This window comes from Streptomyces sp. NPDC014676, from assembly GCF_043084105.1.
Taxonomy (GTDB): Bacteria; Actinomycetota; Actinomycetes; order Streptomycetales; family Streptomycetaceae; genus Streptomyces.
The window spans coordinates 98,097-116,791 of record NZ_JBIBZI010000007.1 but is presented as its reverse complement, the minus strand read 5'-3'; the positions used below and the strand labels follow the sequence as shown (position 1 = coordinate 116,791).

General features: G+C 69.0%; 8 protein-coding genes and 1 tRNA gene. 1 reads left to right on the top strand and 8 read right to left on the bottom strand.

The genetic code is table 11. The features are described from left to right. The 3 genes from ACF1DX_RS21035 to ACF1DX_RS21025 all read right to left on the bottom strand — a co-directional run. Nucleotides 1-510 (bottom strand): chaplin (locus ACF1DX_RS21035; RefSeq protein ID WP_391792674.1); only part of this gene is annotated, 510 nt, incomplete at its 3' end. A gap of 165 nt (nucleotides 511-675) precedes the next feature. Continuing rightward, complete coding sequence (gene chpH / locus ACF1DX_RS21030) at nucleotides 676-909, bottom strand: chaplin ChpH (RefSeq protein WP_030867217.1); 234 nt, start codon at nucleotides 907-909, stop codon at nucleotides 676-678. A gap of 152 nt (nucleotides 910-1,061) precedes the next feature. Further along, the gene (locus tag ACF1DX_RS21025; RefSeq protein WP_391792673.1) at nucleotides 1,062-2,387 is read right to left on the bottom strand and encodes a M20/M25/M40 family metallo-hydrolase; all 1,326 of its coding nucleotides are present in this window, start codon (nucleotides 2,385-2,387) and stop codon (nucleotides 1,062-1,064) included. A 203-nt stretch (nucleotides 2,388-2,590) separates the two neighbouring features. Here ACF1DX_RS21025 and ACF1DX_RS21020 point away from each other — a divergent pair. Beyond that, nucleotides 2,591-2,678 (top strand) — tRNA-Leu (locus ACF1DX_RS21020). An 89-nt stretch (nucleotides 2,679-2,767) separates the two neighbouring features. Here ACF1DX_RS21020 and ACF1DX_RS21015 read toward each other — a convergent pair. The 5 genes from ACF1DX_RS21015 to ACF1DX_RS20995 all read right to left on the bottom strand — a co-directional run bounded on the left by ACF1DX_RS21015 (nucleotide 2,768) and on the right by ACF1DX_RS20995 (nucleotide 18,692). Then, on the bottom strand, nucleotides 2,768-3,319 hold the full coding sequence (locus tag ACF1DX_RS21015) for an HNH endonuclease (RefSeq protein WP_391792672.1): 552 nt from the start codon (nucleotides 3,317-3,319) through the stop codon (nucleotides 2,768-2,770). A gap of 191 nt (nucleotides 3,320-3,510) precedes the next feature. Further along, complete coding sequence (locus ACF1DX_RS21010; protein ID WP_391792671.1) at nucleotides 3,511-4,887, bottom strand: AAA family ATPase; 1,377 nt, start codon at nucleotides 4,885-4,887, stop codon at nucleotides 3,511-3,513. Between the two features lie 94 nt (nucleotides 4,888-4,981). Continuing rightward, nucleotides 4,982-7,126, bottom strand: coding sequence for a UvrD-helicase domain-containing protein (locus ACF1DX_RS21005; protein WP_391792670.1), 2,145 nt, complete (start codon nucleotides 7,124-7,126; stop codon nucleotides 4,982-4,984). After that, nucleotides 7,126-13,770, bottom strand: a complete 6,645-nt coding sequence (locus tag ACF1DX_RS21000) for a DEAD/DEAH box helicase (RefSeq protein WP_391792669.1) — start codon at nucleotides 13,768-13,770, stop codon at nucleotides 7,126-7,128. Before ACF1DX_RS21000 ends, ACF1DX_RS21005 begins: the two co-directional genes overlap by 1 nt. Before the next feature lie 8 nt (nucleotides 13,771-13,778). Further along, nucleotides 13,779-18,692: an Eco57I restriction-modification methylase domain-containing protein gene (locus ACF1DX_RS20995; protein WP_391792668.1), complete on the bottom strand. Its 4,914-nt coding sequence runs from the start codon at nucleotides 18,690-18,692 to the stop codon at nucleotides 13,779-13,781. Nucleotides 18,693-18,695: the final 3 nt, after the last annotated feature.

Below are 18,695 nucleotides of genomic sequence, written 5' to 3'. Positions count from 1 at the left end.
CACACCGGGCGAGCCCTCGGCATACCCGTCGGCGTGCGCACCGCCGTGGCCGCCGGAGTCGCCGTACCCGTCCGAGGAGGAGCCGCCCTGGTTCGCACAGTCGTTGCCCACGGCCACGTTTCCGGCGCCGAGAACGTTGACGCTGTTGCCGCAGACGTTCACCGGCACGTGCACCGGCGCCTGCACCACGTTCCCGGAGAGCACACCGGGCGAGCCCTCGGCATACCCGTCGGCGTGCGCACCGCCGTGGCCGTGCGAGGAGGGGCCACTCTGGTTGGCGCAGGAGTTCCCCACGGACGGATTGAGAAGACCGACGACGTCGACCGTGTTGCCGCAGACGTTCACCGGGACGTCCACCGGCGCCTGCACCGTGTTCCCGGAGAGCACGCCGGGTGAGCCGGCGGAGTGGCCCGTCGCGCCGGAGTCGGCGTGGGCGGCCCCGCTCGCGGCGGCGAGCACGCCCGTGGCGGCCGCCATCGTCATCAGGCCCTTGCGGGTGACCTGTCGCATTGCTGAAATCCCTGCCTTCGACCTGGTGCCGGGAATCGGCGTTCGACGGATTCCCGGTGTTCCGACGTTCGGTGAGACCGGTCGGCCCCGGAGCGCATGGCGCGCGCTCCGGGGCCGACGGGCTCGAGCCCTCAGCGGGCATGCCCTAGAGGGCGAGGCACAACGTCACTTGTTGATGCAGACGTTGCCGAAGGCGGGGTTCAGCAGCCCGATCACGGAGATCGTGTTGCCGCAGACGTTCACGGGGACGTGGATCGGGGCCTGCACGACGTTGCCGGAAAGGACACCCGGGGAGTGCACGGCGGCACCCTGGGCACCGGAGTCGGCGGCGGCCATGCCCGCGCCCGCGAGAACCAGACCACCGGTGGCGGCGGCGACGGCGACGACCTTCTTCAGCATTATTCCTCCTTGTTGGCAAAGCGATCCAAAGTCGCGGATCACATCACGGCTAACGAGGACGGAGTAATGAGGCTACGAGCTTATCGTCGCATTCACTCTTTTCAGTCAACTCCGCACGTCTGGACGATTATTGAGGTCATCGGGTAACCGTCTCAGCTCGCGTCGAGGAAGCGGTCGAGCACCCGCACACCGAACTTCAGGCCGTCCACCGGCACCCGCTCGTCGACCCCGTGGAACATGCCGGCGAAGTCCAGCTCCGGGGGCAGCTTGAGGGGCGCGAAGCCGAAGCCCCGGATGCCGAGGTCGTCGAAGGACTTGGCGTCCGTCCCGCCGGAGAGCATGTACGGGACGGCCTTGGCGGCCGGGTCCTCGGCCACCAGCGCGGACTGCATCGCGTCCACGAGGGCTCCGTCGAACGTGGTCTCGACGGCCTTGTCGGAGTGGACGTCCTCGCGCCGCACCTTCGGACCGAGGATCCGGTCGAGGTCGGCGAGGAACTCCTCCTCGTGTCCGGGCAGGAAACGGCCGTCCACGTGCGCGGTCGCCTCGCCCGGGATGACGTTGACCTTGTAGCCCGCGCCCAGCTGGGTGGGGTTGGCGGTGTTGCTCAGCGTCGCGCCGATGAGCTTGGCGATGCCGCCGAGCCTGGCGAGGGTCCCCTCCATGTTCTCCGGGTCGAGCTCGGTCCCGAGGGCGTCGCCGAGTTCGTCGAGGAAGGCCCGGGTCGTCTTCGTGACGCGGACCGGGAACGTGTGCCGGCCGAGGCGCGCGACGGCCTCCGACAGCTCGGTGATGGCGTTGTCGCGGTGGATCATCGACCCGTGCCCGGCGGTGCCGGCCACGGTCAGCTTCATCCAGTGCATGCCCTTCTCGGCCGTCTGGATCAGATACAGCCGGCGCTGCTCGCTGACGGTGAACGAGAAGCCGCCCACCTCGCTGATCGCCTCGGTGACGCCCTCGAAGAGGTGCGGATGGTGGTCGACCAGGTGGCGGGCGCCGTACGTCCCTCCGGCCTCCTCGTCGGCGAGGAAGGCGAGGACGACGTCGCGCGGGGGCTTGCGTCCGCTGCGCATCCGGTCGCGGACGACCGCGAGGGTCATCGCGTCCATGTCCTTCATGTCGACGGCCCCGCGCCCCCACACGCATCCGTCGGCGATCTCGCCGGAGAAGGGGTGGTGGGTCCAGTCGTCGGCGTTGGCCGGTACGACGTCGGTGTGGCCGTGGATGAGCAGCGCGGGCCGGGACGGGTCCTCGCCCTCGATCCGGGCCACCGTGGAGGCGCGCCCCGGGTGCGACTCGAAGATCTGCGGCTCCAGGCCCACCTCGGCGAGCTTCTCGGCGACGTACTCGGCCGCCTTGCGCTCGCCGGGGCCCGAGTGGTCGCCGTAGTTGCTGGTGTCGATCCGGATCAGCTCGCGGCAGAGGTCCACGACCTCGTCCTCACCGGTGACGCTCCTGGCCGTGTCCGTCTCGCTCACGTGCTTCCTCCCGCTGCTGGTGTTCCCGCTGGTGGCTCGTCCCCTCATCCTCTCTCCCCCGCGGTCGCGCCCCAAGACCCGGTCCGGCCCGTCACACGCCGTTCACGCGACGGCGCGGCCGGGCGGGGGTGATCGGCCACCCCGGAACACCTGGTAATGTTTACGTCGTCGCCACGGGGGAAACCCCGCGCGACAGACACCTTGTCCGGGTGGCGGAATGGCAGACGCGCTAGCTTGAGGTGCTAGTGCCCTTTATCGGGCGTGGGGGTTCAAGTCCCCCCTCGGACACCAGCGAGATTGATGAAGGACCCTTGGTCACCAAGGGTCCTTCATCATTTCCCGTCGAGTCGACAGCTTCCCGCAAGCCGACGTGGCCCAGGTCAGGCCCCGGACAGAAGAGCTGTACGAACGTCCGGGTCCTGCAGCAGAGTAAGGGCTTCGGACTCGTCCACGAAGATGTCTTCGGCACCAGGGGCGAGCGCCTGGTGGAACATGGCATGGACGACGTCGGCGGTCGGCTGCTCCCAGATGGTGGCCGCGCAGTCCGCAGCGTCCTCAAGATCACCCTTGTCGACGGCGGCGCGCCATTCCCTCAGCAGGAGCGGGGTGATCCGGTAGGCGTTGAGACGTCCTCGGACAAGAATGCCTCGGTTGAGGCCGAAAACTTTGATCGTCTCCTCACCCTTGTCCGTGAGGTGCACGTACACGCCGGCGGCAAGCGAGAGGTGCAGGTGTGCGGCGGGGTCCTCGCTGCTCGGGTCGATGAGCAGGGGCGTGCCGTCGGCGGCGAGCGGGAAGACGTCGCGCTTCAGGTGGCTGTTGCACAGGGAGCAGGCCAGGAGGTGGTTGCTCCAGTCGAAGGTCCGTAACGGGTTCTCGCGGACGGGCTCGAAGTGGTCGATGTCCGTGCCCTGGTTGTCTCCGCAGTACATGCAGCGTTCCAGGCCCGGCGCCATCTCCGCCAGGGCTGTGCGCAGGGCCGGGTGTACGTGCCTCCGTACAGTCGTGTGCTTCCATAACTGCTTCGCCCGCTGCCGTGGGACGGGGGCCTGCCTGATGTCGTCCGTGTGACCGGACATGGCCGTCAGGGTCTGCTGCGGGAGGGCCCCTCGGGTGATGCGGATCACGAATCACCCCGCGTGCGGCCCGAGTGGCGCCGGACTGTGATCTCGTCGACGCGAGTCGCCGGGGAGCTGGTCAGCTTGCGCTGCAGAGCCCTGTAACGGGCCTTCTCCTGCTCATTGGCGCGGCCGCGCACCACGTCCAGTTCCAGGGCGATGAGCTCCTCCCGCTTCTGCTCGGCCTTCTCCGAGTAAGGAGTGTCGAGCCCGAACAGGTCGGAGAGGACCGCGTCGTCCCCGCTGCCGAAGATGATGCGGTCGTAGAGGTGCTCGGGCACGACTTCCACCGGGCTGTCCTCGTCCGGGCCCGGGAGCCGGATCAGACCGCCCGGGTCGGCCGCCTGGCAGATGTACGGGCTGTGCGTGGTGACGATGAACTGGATGTTCGGGAAGTGGGCCTTCAGCCAGCCGCCGATCCGCTTCTGCCAGGAGACGTGCAGATGGGCGTCGATCTCGTCGATGATGACGACTCCCGAACTCGGCACGTTCGGCACACCGTCCGTCGTGTCGAGGACGAGTTCGCCATAGGCGTCGTGAAGCTGTTTGAGGATGTCCACGACCAGGGCGGCCACCGTACGGTAACCGTCGCTCATCTCCCTCAGCGGAAACTTGTGGTTCCGGTTGATGACCCAGAGGCCTTCGGAGTCGACGCTGTCGACGCGGTAGTCGTCGGGGAGCAGATCGTCACCGAGGATGGCCAGCGCGGCAGCCTTCAGGTCCCGGGCACCCTCGCGGTCCTCGAAGGCGCGCAGATGCTGCTCGATGAGCCAGCTCACGCCCTCCGCCAGGGAGGCGTCCTCGTGGAAGAGACTGGTCAGCCGGGCGACCGGGCCCGAGGTGGACATCAGCCGCTGGATGTCGCTGGAGCCGCCGGCCAGCCTGCGGAAGGGGCCGTACCCCGCGCAGAACCATCCCACGGGGTTGTCGGCCCACGGGCCGCGCAGGGCGACGGGGCGTTCCTTCTGGTAGCCGATGGGCATCAGTGACGGCTGGCCGGTCCTGCTGGAGCCCGGTTTGCCGGACAGCGACCCTTCATTGGAGGCGGTCCACCGCAGCCCGGCCCAGACGGGCAGGGCCGGGCGCCTCCCCGCCGTGAACTCGTCGTCCTCGGCGTCGTGTACCAGGCACACCTCCGCCTTCGCCACCCGTTCGTCCCGGGCGACCCAGGTCTCGAACCCGGGAACGAGACTTCGGGCGACCCCTGGCCCGCTGACCGCGAGAGCGAGTGCGCGCAGCAGCGTCGTCTTCCCCGAGCCGTTACGGCCCGCCAGCACCGTCCAGCCGGCGTACGAGCCGTCGGGCCGGGTCAGGTCCAGGTCGACCGTGCGCGCACCGTGGAACGACCTGATGTTCCGTAGGCGCAGATTCTTGAGGTACATATCTCGTCCGCCCGCATCCCGTTCTGAGGTGAGAGCCGCACAGCAGTCGGCTCCGCGGCGACTGTAACGTGCTGCTCCGACAAATCACCCCAGGTCAGTGGCTGCCCTCCAGGAAAGGGCTGGGTTTACCCGCCCAGGTGATGGCGAGTTGTTCGCGCGCCCTGGTGGCTGCCACGAACAGCAGGGAGCGCTCGCGCTGCAGGTCACGCTCGTGCTGCAGACGGTCCTCGGACACGGGAGTCATCGCACCGGGCTGGGGCACGTGGTCCGCGCCCACGCCGATGATCGCGACCGCTCGGTACTCCAGCCCCTTGATCCGGTGCATCGTCATCACGTGCACTCCGGCACCGATCTCCGGGGTCTGCCGTGACATCACCTGGACGGCCTTGATGCCCGCGCCGTTCAGCGCTTCCACCGCCGCCTTGACGAGCTTGTTGGTCCGGGCGGTGACGACGATCTCGTCCTCCTTCAGCCCTTCGCCCAGCCAGCCCTCGATCCGGGTGATCAGGCCGGCGAGCTCGGCGGCCGTGGAGGAGTGCTCGACGAGCTCCGGCCTGGCTCCCCCGAGGACGGAGCGGTAGCCCGCCAGGTCCTCGGTCGAGTCGTCGAGGTCGTCGAACTTCGCGTCACCCAGCAGGCTCAGGGAGGTGCCGAGGATCTGCCGGGTCGTGCGGTAGTTCAGGGTGAGCCGCTTGGAGCGTCCGCCTCGCACGTTGATGCCGTGGGCGCTCAGCGGGGTCTGGTTGCCGTAGATCCTCTGGTGGGCGTCGCCGACGATGAACAGGTCGTCCTCGCCGTCCGGGACCAGTGCCCGCAGCAGCTTCCAGTGCGCGGCGTGCAGGTCCTGGGCCTCGTCCACGACGATGTGCCGGTACGGGCGCGTCTCGTCGTTCCAGCCGGAGGCGATCCGGGCGGCCTGGGCGGCGAGCTGGGTGACGCCGACCTCGCCGGCCGCGTCCAGGCGGTGTTCGAAGGCTTCGATCAGCCCCCACACCTGGGCGCGTTCGGGGCGGTTGAGGCGTCGGCCGCGGCCGGCCCGGCTGGCGGCGAAGTACTCGTCGCGGCTGCGTACGTCCTGGGCCAGGACGACCTGCTTCCATTCCGCTTCGAGGAAGCGTGCGTCCCAGCGGTGTGACTGCTGCTCGTCGGCGACTTCCTCCCAGCGCTTGCGGATCTCGTCGTCACCGAGCGGCTTCGGGGTCTTGGTGCCGAAGATGTCCTTGGCTATGCCGTAGGAGACCTTGTCGATGTTGCGGACGTCGACCTTCGCCGTGAGCTGTGCGCCGCCGAGGTCCTCCAGCAGGGAGCGCAGCAGTTCGGCGAGGGTGGTGGTGTAGGTGGTGAGCAGGATCGCCTGGCCCGGCGGCATCCGTTCGGCGAGGGCCTTGACCCGGTGGAGGGCCACGACGGTCTTGCCCGTGCCGGGGCCGCCGGTGACGCGCACGGACCCCTTGTTGGGGGTCTTGCGCTCGGCCAGGGCGCGCTGTGCCGGGTGCAGGAAGATCCGCCAGGCCGACAGCGGCTCGGACATGATCTGCTTGAACTCGGCGACGTCGCCGGTGATGACGAACGACTCCTTGGTCGCGGGGCGTTCGTTGGCGGCCTCGTAGTCCTCCGGGTCGACGGTGTCGCTGGTGGCGGCCACCGAGCTGACCTGTTCCCAGACCTGCTCGACGGTCATGCCGTCGGCGAGGCAGAGGATCACGTCCCGGGCGAGTTTCGGCAGGTGCTCGACGAAGCCGAGGATGGCGTCGACGCTGCGGATCTCCCGCAGGGCGGGGACGACCGAGGGGTGGACGCCGAGCCGGTCGAAGTCCGCGTCGGAGACCTCGGCGAAGACCGACGGCTCGGTCTGCTCGGTGGTGGTCTTGGCGGACTGTCCGGTGAGGGTGCCCTCGACGCTCGCCAGGTTGATCAGCTCGACGCCGCCGGTGACCTTGTTGATGTCGAAGATGATGTGGGAGGCGAGGGTGTAGGCGTCGTCGTGCGGCAGTACCGCGACCAGGTAGTAGATCCGGTCGGCGTAGTGCATGAGCACGGCCCGGAAGTTGTCGTTGATCCTGGCCGTGCGGACCCGCTTGTCCCGGCCGCCCTTCGGCGGCTTGAGGTTGAGGCCGTTGGCGTCCGGGTCGCGCTGCATCTTCATGATGAACTGCAGCACCTGCGCCTGGACGGCCCCGTCCAGGGCGTCGTAGTACTTGCCGAAGACGTCAGCCATGACGACCTGGGCCTTGGACATCAGCGGTTCTCCAAACGCTCGGCCAGCTCGGCCACATCAACAGTTTCCGCGTGGGCGACGTGCCAGCCGGCCGCCGCGAACGCCGCGTCCCGGTCCTCGTTCGTGTCGAGGAAGACCGCCACCCTGGCGTCGGGCCAGGCGAGTTCCGCCTGGTCCGGCATCCGCTCGTCGAGCTCGAAGCCGACCTCCGGAGCGCCGTAGCGGCGCGTGTGCGCTTCCTTGACCAGGGCGAACAGCAGCTCCTCGACCTGCGGGGCGGCCCACTCGACCGCTTCCGCCCAGGGCTGCGGCAGTTGCTCGGGTACACCGCTCGTGGTGGGCAGCGCGCCCGCGAGCAGGGCGACCGCGTGCGCGTCCACCTGTGCGGCCGTGGACACGGCCACCTGGTGGAACGAGCGCGGGAGTGCGGGGCCGTGGGCGCCGGTCAGCAGTTGCAGCAGGTTGGACCAGCGCAGCCAGTCGGCCCAGCGCCGGCGATGGGCGGGTTCAGCCATGGCCTCGTCGCGGTCGTCCAGGACGGTGAAGGCCGACCAGGCGGACATGCCGGGCTGTCCGGTCGAGGGCTCGGCCCGCCGGTCGAGCAGGCCGATGACACGCAGCCCGCCCGGTGTGCGGGCGTCCAGTGCCATGGCGTCGGGGGCTGCCTGGCCGGCAGGGGTGGGCAGGGGGTCGCCGACCAGTATCTGCGGCAGTCGTTCGCCTGCGGCCTGCCGGTCGACCGGCTGCCTCGACGCCCCGCCCCCGGCGAAGCCGCCGATGAGGGCGGCGGCCTTGCGGGACCACTTCTCCGCGTCGGGGTCGGCGAGTACCGCCAGCAGGGTCTCGATCGGGTTGCGCAGCACCGGGTCCAGGGTGTCCTCCGAGCGCGGACCGCCGATCAGGGACTGGTGGATCTGCCGGGCCGTCTTCAGCGCGTTGTCACCGAGGAGCGGCTCCGCGGGCGTGCGCACCTCGCGGTCGGCCGAGGTCCCCTCCACGGCCGTCTTCCAGGCCATGACGTCGGCGTGGGTGAACTGCCACACCTGCGTGCCGTCGGCGCGCAGCGCCTCGCGCTTGGCCGCGTCGTCGGCGATCCGGTTGATGCCGACGCTGGCGTGGTAGGCGTAGCCGTCGAGGAAGACCGCGATGCGGGTGGAGGGCCCGTCGATCCGGGTCAGCAGGTAGTCCGGTTCGCTGGGCGCGGACGTCAGCTGGCGTACGTGGTCCTGGAAGAGCCAGCGGGTGGTGCCGCCGTCGGGCCGGGTGAAGCGCAGCTCGTACTCCATGCCGCGTTCACCGGCGCGGGGCGTCACCGTGCCGGTCTCCTGCGGGCGGCTGCCCCACTCGACGAGGGTGCGGACGAACTGGGCCTCCAGTTCGCTGTCGGCGAGCTGGTCGATGCGCACGCCGGACAGGGTGTCGACGTCCTCGGTGTCCCAGTCGGTGAGGATCTCGTCCAGGAGTTCCCTGGCGACGCGCAGCGACGCGTGGGGGTGCTCGTCGCTTCTGACGTGCGGGAGCAGGCACCGGTGACAGGGGGTGCGGACATTCTCCTTGCCGCAGGGGCAGTCCCGCAGCGCGGTCTGGGCGAGGGTCAGCACCCGGTGCAGCACGGTGCGGTCGGCGAGGTGTTCCAGGTAGCCCGTGCCGCCGGGCATGGAGTCGTGCAGGACGAGGAACCGGCGGCGCAGTTCCTGCGTGCCGCCCGGCATGGTGGCGGTGACGACCCGCAGGTGGTCGGGGGCGCCTCCGAAGTGCTTGGTGATGCCCAGCAGCAGCGCCGCCTTGAACGACACCAGCCGGGTCTCCAGGTGCAGGGTCGAGAAGGGCAGCAGGATGCGCAGCGCCTGGGTCGTCAGCTCGTGGGCGAGGACGAGCCGCTGTACCGGTTCGGCGTCGATCCCGTCGTCCTTGTGTCCGCACCAGTACGCGTGCCGGGTGCCGATCCGCTGGGCGTTGCGGTCCCACGCCTGCGGGTGCACGCCGCGTACGGCCCCGCACTCCAGGCAGGTCTCGAAGCCGGGGACCTGGACCTGCTCCCCCGCGATCTGGTGCTCGGGTCCCGCGACGGCGGCCGGACCAAGGTTCAGAGTGCGGATGGTCGCCTCCCGCGCAAACTCCACACCGAACGGCAGGTCCCCCTTCCGCTTCCAGGCTCGCAGCCCCTGCGGCTGGTCCGGGTCGATGTCCACCAACGTGAGGTCGGCGAACCGGCGCCGCTCGCGCTCGTCGCGCTCGTCGGTGAGCCGCGCGTCCTCGCGGCGCTCGCGGGCGGTGACGCGTTCGGGCACGAGGACGGTGTGGAGGGCGCCCGGGTCGCCGATCTGCGCGGCCTGGCAGCGCGGGCAGGCGGTCAGGTCGGATCCGGTCTCGGCGGTGGCGACGTAGCCGCACTCCGGGCACAGCCGCCACTGGGCGTAAGCGGTGTCGCCCTCGCCGGCGCCCAGGTCCACGCCGTTGACGATGTACTTGTAGCCGTCGCTGTGGAAGGTGTTGCCGGGCGCGAGTTCCAGCAGGCCGGTGCGCGAGCCTCGCCCGTACTCGGTGAGTTTCTCCTGGAACTCGCCGTCGGCGTCCTTCCACCACAGGGTGGCGTCCAGGAGCGTGGCGTCGTCGTGGAGCGTGTAGTTGGGCAGCAGGCCGAGCCGGACCATGGCGTTGACCGAGTTCTCGCCGACCAGGGCGTCCCGGCGCTTGTTGACGGACCTGCGCTCCGCGTAGAGCTGGCGGCGCTGTTCGTCGCGTTCGCGGTCGCCGGAGGCGGTGGACAGGGCGTCGAAGGCGCGGCCGATCTGCCGGGAGCGGGAGCGCAGTGCCTCCAGACGCTTACGCCAGGCGGTGGCAGCCTTGCCCACCGACTCCTCCAGCTTCAGCGCGGCGAACTGCCGCAGCCCCTGTTCGGCCTCCGGCGACATGGCGGGGAAGAGCGCGATGAAGGCGGAGGCGAGTTCGGCGTGGCGGGCCTGGGCGACGTCCAGGAAGCGGCGGAACCAGCCGCCTTCGGCCAGCCCGCGGGTGAAGAGCGCGCCGATGCGGTGCGGCATGGGCTCCTCGGGCATCGCCGTCCCCTGCCACAGGCTGCGGTCCGCGGCCCGGTCCAGCAGGTACGCCAGGTACTGGCGGTGCAGGATCTCGGAGGCGTCGAGGTAGCAGTCCGGAGGGATGATCCGCCCGGCGAGCATCTGCTCGGGTGCGTGCAGGTAGTACTGGTTGCGGGCGCCGCGGGGGACGAAGGTGACGGTGAGCGAGTTGCCTGTGCTGCGTCCAGCGCGGCCGATGCGCTGCGCGTAGTTGGCGGGCGCGGGAGGCAGGGAGGCCAGCAGTACGGCGGACAGGTCGCCGATGTCGATGCCAAGTTCGAGGGTGGGCGTGCAGGTCAGCACGTTCGGGTCGAAGGGCGCGCGGCGCAGTTTGAAGGCCTGCTCGACCTCCTCGCGGCGGGCCCGGCTCAGGGCGCCCGTGTGCTCGGCGGTGAGGACGTCCCCGGGCCGGTCGACGGTGTAGAGGCGGCGGTAGTAGTCGTCGCGGTAGTCGCGGTCGTCGGTGGTGAAGGTGCCGGTGCACTGGAAGCGCAGGCAGGGGGTGCCGAGCCAGTCGTCGCGCCGACCGGGCGGCACGGTGTGGCGCCATGTGCAGCTGTCGCAGCGGACGCCGTAGTCGTTGACGGCGGCGCCGTAGGCGTCGTCGGGCGACGACGGGTCGGTGGCGAGGCTGTGCACCATGATGGTGCGCGGCCGGAGCGCGAAGACGGTCGAGCCGCCGTCGCCGGGGTAGGTGGCCAGGACCTCGCGCTGGGCCAGCAACTTCATCGCCTGCTCGGCGACGGCGCGGGCCTCGTGTCGCGTGCAGCCGAGAGTCCGGTGGCCCCAGTCGGCGAACCAGGTGTTGTCGCGGTTGAGCGAGTCGAAGTCGGACGTCCCGAGTTTTCCGAGGATCGGGAAGGCCGGTGCGGCGAGGCCGCGCGGGAAGGCGGGCATCCCGGTGGGCCGTCCGCCCCAGATCGGCCAGCGGCGGGCGCCGGCCTGCGCGATGTACTCCTTCAGCCAGGGGTGGAACAGCGCGCCGCGCAGCCGCATCCGCTCAAGGAGCCCGCGCAGGTAGACCTGGTACGCGGTGTCGTCGGCGGGGAGCATGATCTGTCCGGGGAGACGCTGGTGGGCCTCCCGCAGCAGCGCGGCGACGGTGGCGGCGTCGGGCAGTTCCACCTCGACGGCGGTGGTGCGGGTCAGTTCGAGGGTGCGGCCGAGGCGGGAGCGCAGGCCGAACTCCATCAGGGTCTGGAAGACCATGCGGTCCTGCAGCATGTACGCGCCCGCGTCGCTGAACCCCTCGCCGGTGAGGAGGGTGCGGATCTCCGGGTTGTCCCGCAGGTCGGGCGGGACGATCGAGGCGAGCTTGCTCCGCTCGCCCTTCTCGGCGGCCGTCACGACGGCTTCGGCCGCGTCGGTGGCGAGGTCGTGCACGGCAACGGGGACGCCCGGCTTGAGCTGCTCGGCGAGCAGCCCGCGGAAGGTGAAGCCGAAGCTGCGGTTCGCGATGAACGCGGCCCGGTGCGTGGCGTCCTGCACGGAGTCGGTGAAGACGAGCAGTTTGCGTTCGTCGTCGGTCAGGCCCCGGTCGGAGAAGAGCTGGGTGGTGGTGACGGAGGCGAGGGTGGCGGTGCCCGCGCCGAGGAAGCGCATGCCGTCGGCGAGGTCGCAGGACGGGCACCGGTCGCCCGCGCCGGCGGGGATCGGCCCGGGGACGGTGAGCACGGGCACGGTCTCGCTGCCGGCCACGGTCCGCAGCTCGCCTTCCTCGGCGTGCAGGAAGACGGGGGTGTGCTCGCCGGGCCTGGCGCGGATCATCCAGCGCACGGCACGGTTGTTCTGGGCGGAGGCCCGGTAGATCTCCAGCGGCTTGGTCTTGAGCTGCTGCCACTCCAGGTCCGTGGAGAGCGCCGCCCAGCCCGAACGTCCGCAGTGGCGGCAGTACACGGCGGGGAGGTGGGCCCGGTAGGCCGGGCCGACGGGCCGGACGAACGGGGCCGGGGCGCCGGGGCCGGTGTCCTTCTCCGCTTCGGCGTCGGCGGTGCCGTCCACCTCGGCGGCGGGGTAGACGGCGAGGTTGGCCGGGTTGGGCTGGGTGTCCCCGGTGGGGCCGTCGTCGTCGAACCAGCGGAAGTGCGGGGTCGCCGTCGCGGCGCGGATGACACGGCGTACCTCGCGCACCCAGAGCTGCGCCTCGACGCGCAGGAACGGGCCGATGCGGCCGGTGTCCGGGTCCTCGGCGCGGGCGGTCGACACGAGGGCGAGCAGCCGGGCGAGGCCGGTCGCGACCAGGTCGACGTCCGCACGGGCCGCCTCGTCCCAGGCCGCGCCACCGCCGCGCTTGGCGAACTCCCGGGCGATGTCGGGGACGGTGACGGGGAGGTCTCCGGCGACGTCGAGGAGGGCCCGGATGAGGTTGTGCTGGCGGAGTTTCCTGCCGAGTCCGATGGGGTCGGCGAAGTCCATGCCGACGACGAGTTCCGCCAGTCGGTGGATGGCGGTGGGGTCGTCGAGGGGGTCGGGGACCGCGGCGAGGGCGGCCGGTGAGGGGACGGGGAGGAGGAAGTCCGGTTCGGCGACGAAGTCGGCGGGTGACTGGCGGTCCTCGCCGATGAGGGCGGTGTCGGGGAAGGGCGTTCCGAAGACCTTCTCGGCGAATTCGAGGAGGAGTTCGCGGTCCGACTTCTGCGGGCCGTCGGCGTCCGGGGCGACCTCGTCGGCGGGGGCGCCGCCGCCGAGGGTGGCGGAGGTGGCGACGGGGGTGATCGTGCCGAGCGGGCGGCCCGGTTCCGCCTTGCCGGTGGCCGCGCCGAGGCGGCGCAGCAGCATGGCGACGTCGGTGCCCTGGGCGCCGTCGTAGGTGTGGAACTCGTCCAGGACGACGTAGGTCAGCCCGCCGTCCTTCCAGAGCGGGACGTCCGGGACACGCTGGAGGAGGAGGTCCAGCATCTTGTAGTTGGTGAGGAGGAGGTCCGGCGGGTTGGCCCGGATCGCCTCGCGGTCGGTGATCAGGCGGCTGTCGGGCGACAGCTGGGCGGGGGTGATCGTGCTCGCGCCGGCCTCGCGGGCGTAGGAGCCGGGCGCGTCCTCGTCCTCGTCCTCCGGGGGGCGGTTGCCGGCGGTTCCCCCGATGTAGACGCCGGCGGTGACGGAGGAGAGAGCGGGGTTCTTGGCGAGCAGGTCGTCGATACGGCGGGCCTGGTCGTCGGCCAGCGCGTTCATCGGGTACAGCAGGAGCGCCTTGACGCCCTTCACTCCGGCGGCTCGGGCGCGGGCGCAGTGGTCCAGGATCGGGATGAGGAACGACTCCGTCTTGCCGGAGCCGGTGCCGGTGGTGACGATTGTCGGCTCGGGGGCGTGGCCCGACTTGCTGGAGAGGCGTTGCCAGGCGGTGGCCTGGTGGGTATAGGGGCGGAAGCCGTCGGGGTACCAGTCGAGGGCCTGCTCCCAGCCCCGGGGGGCCTCCCGGAAGGGGGTGCGAACACGGAGGTACGGGCCCCGGAAGAGCCTGCTCTCCGGCCGCTCCAGGAACGCCTCGAGCTCCTCGCGGACGTCGTCGTCGGCGAGCGCGAAGCTCGTCGTCAGGTACGCGGCGAGGGCACGACGCAGATCCTCGGCGGCCAGAGAGGGAAGCATGGCGGTGACTACTTGCCTTCCGGGGCGGGGGTGGGCGTGGGCGTGGTGAGGGGGTGCTCGGCGAGGTAGGCGGCGTAGTCGCCGTATTCGCCGGCGTGGAGGCGGGCGGTGAAGTCCGCGTGGGCGCGGGTCATCTCGGCCTCGCGGTTCGGCTTTACCCAGCCCTCGGGGATGGCGGGGGTGGGGTCGCCGGCGCGGGCGGCCTTGGCCCAGGCTTTTACGAAGGCGGTCTCTTCGGGGGTTTGACGGATGCCGACGTTGTGCGTCGCCGCGCCGATCTTGTGACCGTCGGGGGCGAAGAACATCTCCCACTCGTACTTCCGGAGCACGGCGAACTGGGAGCGGTACATCGCGCAGAGCTGCTCGGCGGTGAGGCCGAGCATGACGGCTACGAGGGCGTCGATCTCGACCAGGGCCATGCGGCGGTCATACTCCGTGCGGAGGGGGGTTGCCATCGACCAGGTGGGCTCGACGGCCTGAATCGGCGGGCGGGGAGAATTGCGGTCAGTCCAGCGGTCGGTGAGCCATGCAGGCTCAAAGAGCTCTTCCCAGATAGGGGCGTAGTCGCGGGTGAGGCAGTTGAGGCGAAGAGTACGAAGGAGAAGCGGTGTCGCGACTGGATGATTTAGCGGAGCAGGGAACCTGTAAATCGCCTCACCTTGAACATCCGCTTTCCCGGAAATTTTCACCAAGTAGTCAAATGGCAACCCAACCCATAGGCCACTCAGCACCGCAGTCTGATGGGTGGTAGACATAGCCATCGTATGCACGGTATTTACATGAGTAGGACCAGGAGGAAGGAGCGCAGCCTGGAGGGTCCTCTCTGTGATTGGGTCAACCATGCGACGCCACGCGACGCGATAGTAGGAACTGGGAGCACGCCCGGACCAGTCCCCTTGAGCACCGGCAAATTCGACGATCGAACACACGCGCTGATAATTCGTGCGCGGCAAGACAGAGGCAGCAAGAGATTCTAGCGATTGAGCCGAGTAGTCTTTATTCGACTTGCACCCCGGATTGGGCTCCTTAGAAAATGGCGTTGCAACCGAAAAATGAGGACCTTGCAGAACTACATCAGACCAGCTTGAGGGAGTCTCTGTTCGGCGCTCAATAATCCCGTCCTCCTTCGCCCCCTTTTCATGCAGAGCAGAAGTCCACCAGAACTCATAGTCCCCTAGACGCAGAGGAAAAGAAGAGAGCGCAATCGATGCTTCATTGTCCCTCTTCGTCAAAGTACGAAGCATCCTGGCCTCCACCTCCGGTGTCCCCTCAGGGTCTACCAGCGCCGCCCATGCACCTAGAGTCAGGACATCAACGTTAATTAGGCGATTACGGTGCGGCCGAAGATCCCAGCCGCCAGACTCAAACTGCCTTCCAGGCTCCTCCCCGAACCCATTATGCGCGATCGATTCGTCAACAGTAGACGGATGGAGAAGACCTGAAGAATTAATGAAGGAAACATCCCTAGCTTCACCGTAAACGTGAATCGCGTAATCTCTCGTATTGCCGATCTCGAACAGCTTTAGTTCATTTCGAAACTGGAAATGTCGCCTTAGCCTCCGATATGCCGCACTACGCAGTGCGCCACCCTTCGGATCGGTGAAGTGCGTATCTGGATGAACGAGGCCAGAAATTCCTGAACTGCCCAAATTCCGCCACACTTGAGAAACGAAATTAGTGTAAAAGTTTGTCTGCAACCCAGCCAAGACAGGGTTCTCGATTGCGGACCCAAGGTGCGCACTCGCACCAGCCCATGAATTAAGTTCCGTCAAGTAACCACGAAGGTTCGACGAATCCCTTAGGACTACATCACGATGCGTAGATTTCACCTTCTCGCTTGCAGTGCCCGCTAGACCGAACCACGGATCATATTCGGCGAGAGTCAGGTCATCGTCCCATGTAGGCCTATGCCAAGGCGGATTCCCCACTTGCAAATCAAAACCACCACGCTCGAACAGGTGAGCAAATTCCAGCTCCCAGTGGAAGAACCCCTCCCTCCGAGTGATCGAGTCCACCTCACTCAGCCATAGGAATTGAGCCGTCACCAACGGCAATTCCACGCACTGGCTCATAACTCGGTCGAACTCATCATCCATTGCTAGCTTCTCGAACTCGCCGGTATCGGCGAACAGACCGAATTCATCGTCTAGTCCTGCCGCACCGCCGCCAATACGGCTGGACGACCTAGCCTTGGCCTTGGCAGCAGGAACGCCCAGCACCGCCTCGCAGAATGACAGCCACTCCTCCATGGTTGGCGGCGTCGGCGTGTCCGGCTGGCCCACCGGCCAGAACCACAAGGCGCACCAGGCGTCCATGACCAGCTTCAGCCGGCCGCGCGGCGAGCCCGGCTCGTTGAGGGCGCTTTCGATCTGCTCGCGGGTCACATCCCCCGATGCCTTAGGCAGCGGCTTGTCAGGGTCGACCTCCCAGACGTCGATCTGGCGCCGTACCTCCCGCTCACTCACGATCAGGCGGCGCTTCGCCAGCTCCCACAGCCGCTCGACCCGGGTCGCCAGCGCGAGCAGCCGCTTGCCCTGGGCCGCGGACAGGGTCGCGGTGACGGCCTTGCGCCACTCCGCAAGTGCGTCGCGCTCGTCCTTCGCTAGTTCTTTCGCCTGCTTGGCGTCGGCGACTGCGCCCCAGCCCTTGGCCGGCAGCAGGAAGTGATGGATCTCCTCGCCCGCCCGGAACTGTCCCTCCTCGGCCCCAGCCCGCAGCGGCCGGTCCGTCGGGACCGTCGTCAGCCAAGCCTTCTTCTTCAGGGCCTCCGACGCGTACACCGCCCGCCGCGCACCGATCAGCGAGTTGCCGCGCCGCAGGTGCAGGCCGAACCAGGGGGCCTTCAGGCCCTCGTGCATCGAGTTGAGCCAGAGCGAGACCTCCGCCAGCTCCACGGCCGTCTGGTTGAGGTCGACGCCGTAGCAGTTGTGCAGCGCGAGGTAGGCCTTGACCTTCTGGAGTTCCGCCTCGTAGCGGTCCGGCGGCAGCTGCTCGCCGCCGAGTTCGGCCATCCGTCGTCGCAGGTACTCCGCCGCGAGCTGGTTGATGGCCTCGTTGAGGAACGCGCCGGAGCCCAGGGCGGGCTCGCACACCGTGAGGTCGAGAATGTCCCGTGCGGGTGTCGTCTTCCCGTCCTGATCCAGCAGCTCGGCCAGCGCGTGCTTGACGGTGCTCCGGGTCAGAACCTCCGGCGTGTAGTACGACGCCGAGCGCTGCCGCTCACGCCCGGACAGCCGGTAGACGAACGTGCCCTTCTTGTGCAGGACCCGCTTCTTGGCGCCCGTCAGCTCGTCGGTCCGCTTGACGAAGACTTCCTCGTCGTAGTTGTCCGCGTCCTTCAGCGGTACGACCCAGGTGCCGCTCAGTCCGTCGGAGTCCGGCTTGGCGACCTCGTACAGGTCGTCCCAGGCGAAGAAGCCGGTGTAGGACATCAGGCCCTCGTACACCGCGCCCAACTGGTTGATGCCGAGCTGCGCGTAGGAGATAAAGCCCTTGCCGGTGCCGCCGCCGGCCTTGCCGCGGCCGCTGCGGCGGCCCTGGGTGAGCATCAGCAGGTTGAGGACCCGCCACAGGACTTTGTTCCGAAGCCGCGTGTCGATCCGCTGGCCGTCGATCGAGACCGTGCCGATCAACGGAGTCGCGTCGGCCTTGAACAAGTCGCTGCGCAGCGCCTCGAAGCGCAGGCCGTCCGCATCGAGGACGGTGACGTTGTCGTCGGAGGGCTTCTTCTCCGTGCCCAGCGGGCGGTGGCCCTGGTCGACCAGGCGGAACAGCAGGTCCAGGGATTCGGCGAAGTGGGTGCCGTCCTGGGCCTCCTCCGGAAGGTCGTAGGAGACCAGTTCGCCGAGCCGGGCGAGGCCGTAGCCGTCCTGGTAAGCCTCGTCCTTGCTGGGCAGGATGCCGAGTTCGGGGCGGGCCTCCGCGTAGAGCAGGAACAGGATCCGGTAGAGGTAGCGCAGCGACTCGCGAGTGAGTCGGCTCGCGAGGTCGGAGGGGTCGCCCAGCTCCGCCGGGTCCGCACCGCCACACTTGATGCGGTCCAGGATCTCCTGGGCGATGAGCTCGACGGACTGGCGCAGGCCTTCTCGGAGTTCCTTCGATACTCCGACCGCGTGCTTGCGGCCCTTGTCGACCAGGTTGTCCAGGTAGCCGGCGACACCGCCCTCGGTGAGCAGCGACTCGGCGCCGAAGAGCGCGGCCACCGCTTCCAGTTCCTCGCCGTCCGCGCTGAGGTTGCGGTCCAGGGCCTCGTCCACGCTCACCGCGAGGAACCTGCCCTCGTGCCAGGCTGTGCGGTCGGCGAGCAGGACGACGCCACCCGCGAGGAGCAGGACATAGCGCGGGGCGTAGCCGTCGTCGCAGCCGAAGAGGAAGGTGACGGCCTCGTGCGCACCCGTGACGCGGTCCTTGCCGTCGAGCTGGATCGGGTCGAGCAGGCGGGCGCCGCCGTCCTCGACATCCGCGACGACGAGCTCGCCGTCCACCTCCCAGGTGACGTCCAGGGCGACGAGTTCCACACCCCCGGGGCCCGTGACGGCCAGCGCCACCGGCACCGACCGTTCCTTGTCGCCCTGCATCACGTCGAAGTCGCCGCGGTGCAGCCGGGTGTGGGTGGAACCCTCGGGTTCCGAAGTCTCCTCGGAGCCCTCGCCCTTCGGCGCGATGTACGCCAGCGCCGCCAGCAGGCGGTCGTTGAGGTCCCGCACCTCGGGGCCGTCGACGGCGTCGTTCTCGGTGATGCGGACCTTGGCCTTGAAGTACTCGCGGCGCAGGTTCTTCACGCCCGACCGGGACGACGGCGCGCCGGCCCGGTCCGCCGAGGTCCAGCGCTTGCGCAGGTCGGTGAGGTCGCGGGCGAACAGCTCGGCCAGGTAGTGGGCGGAGATGTACTCACCGCGGTTGGTGATCGCTTCGAATGCCACGGT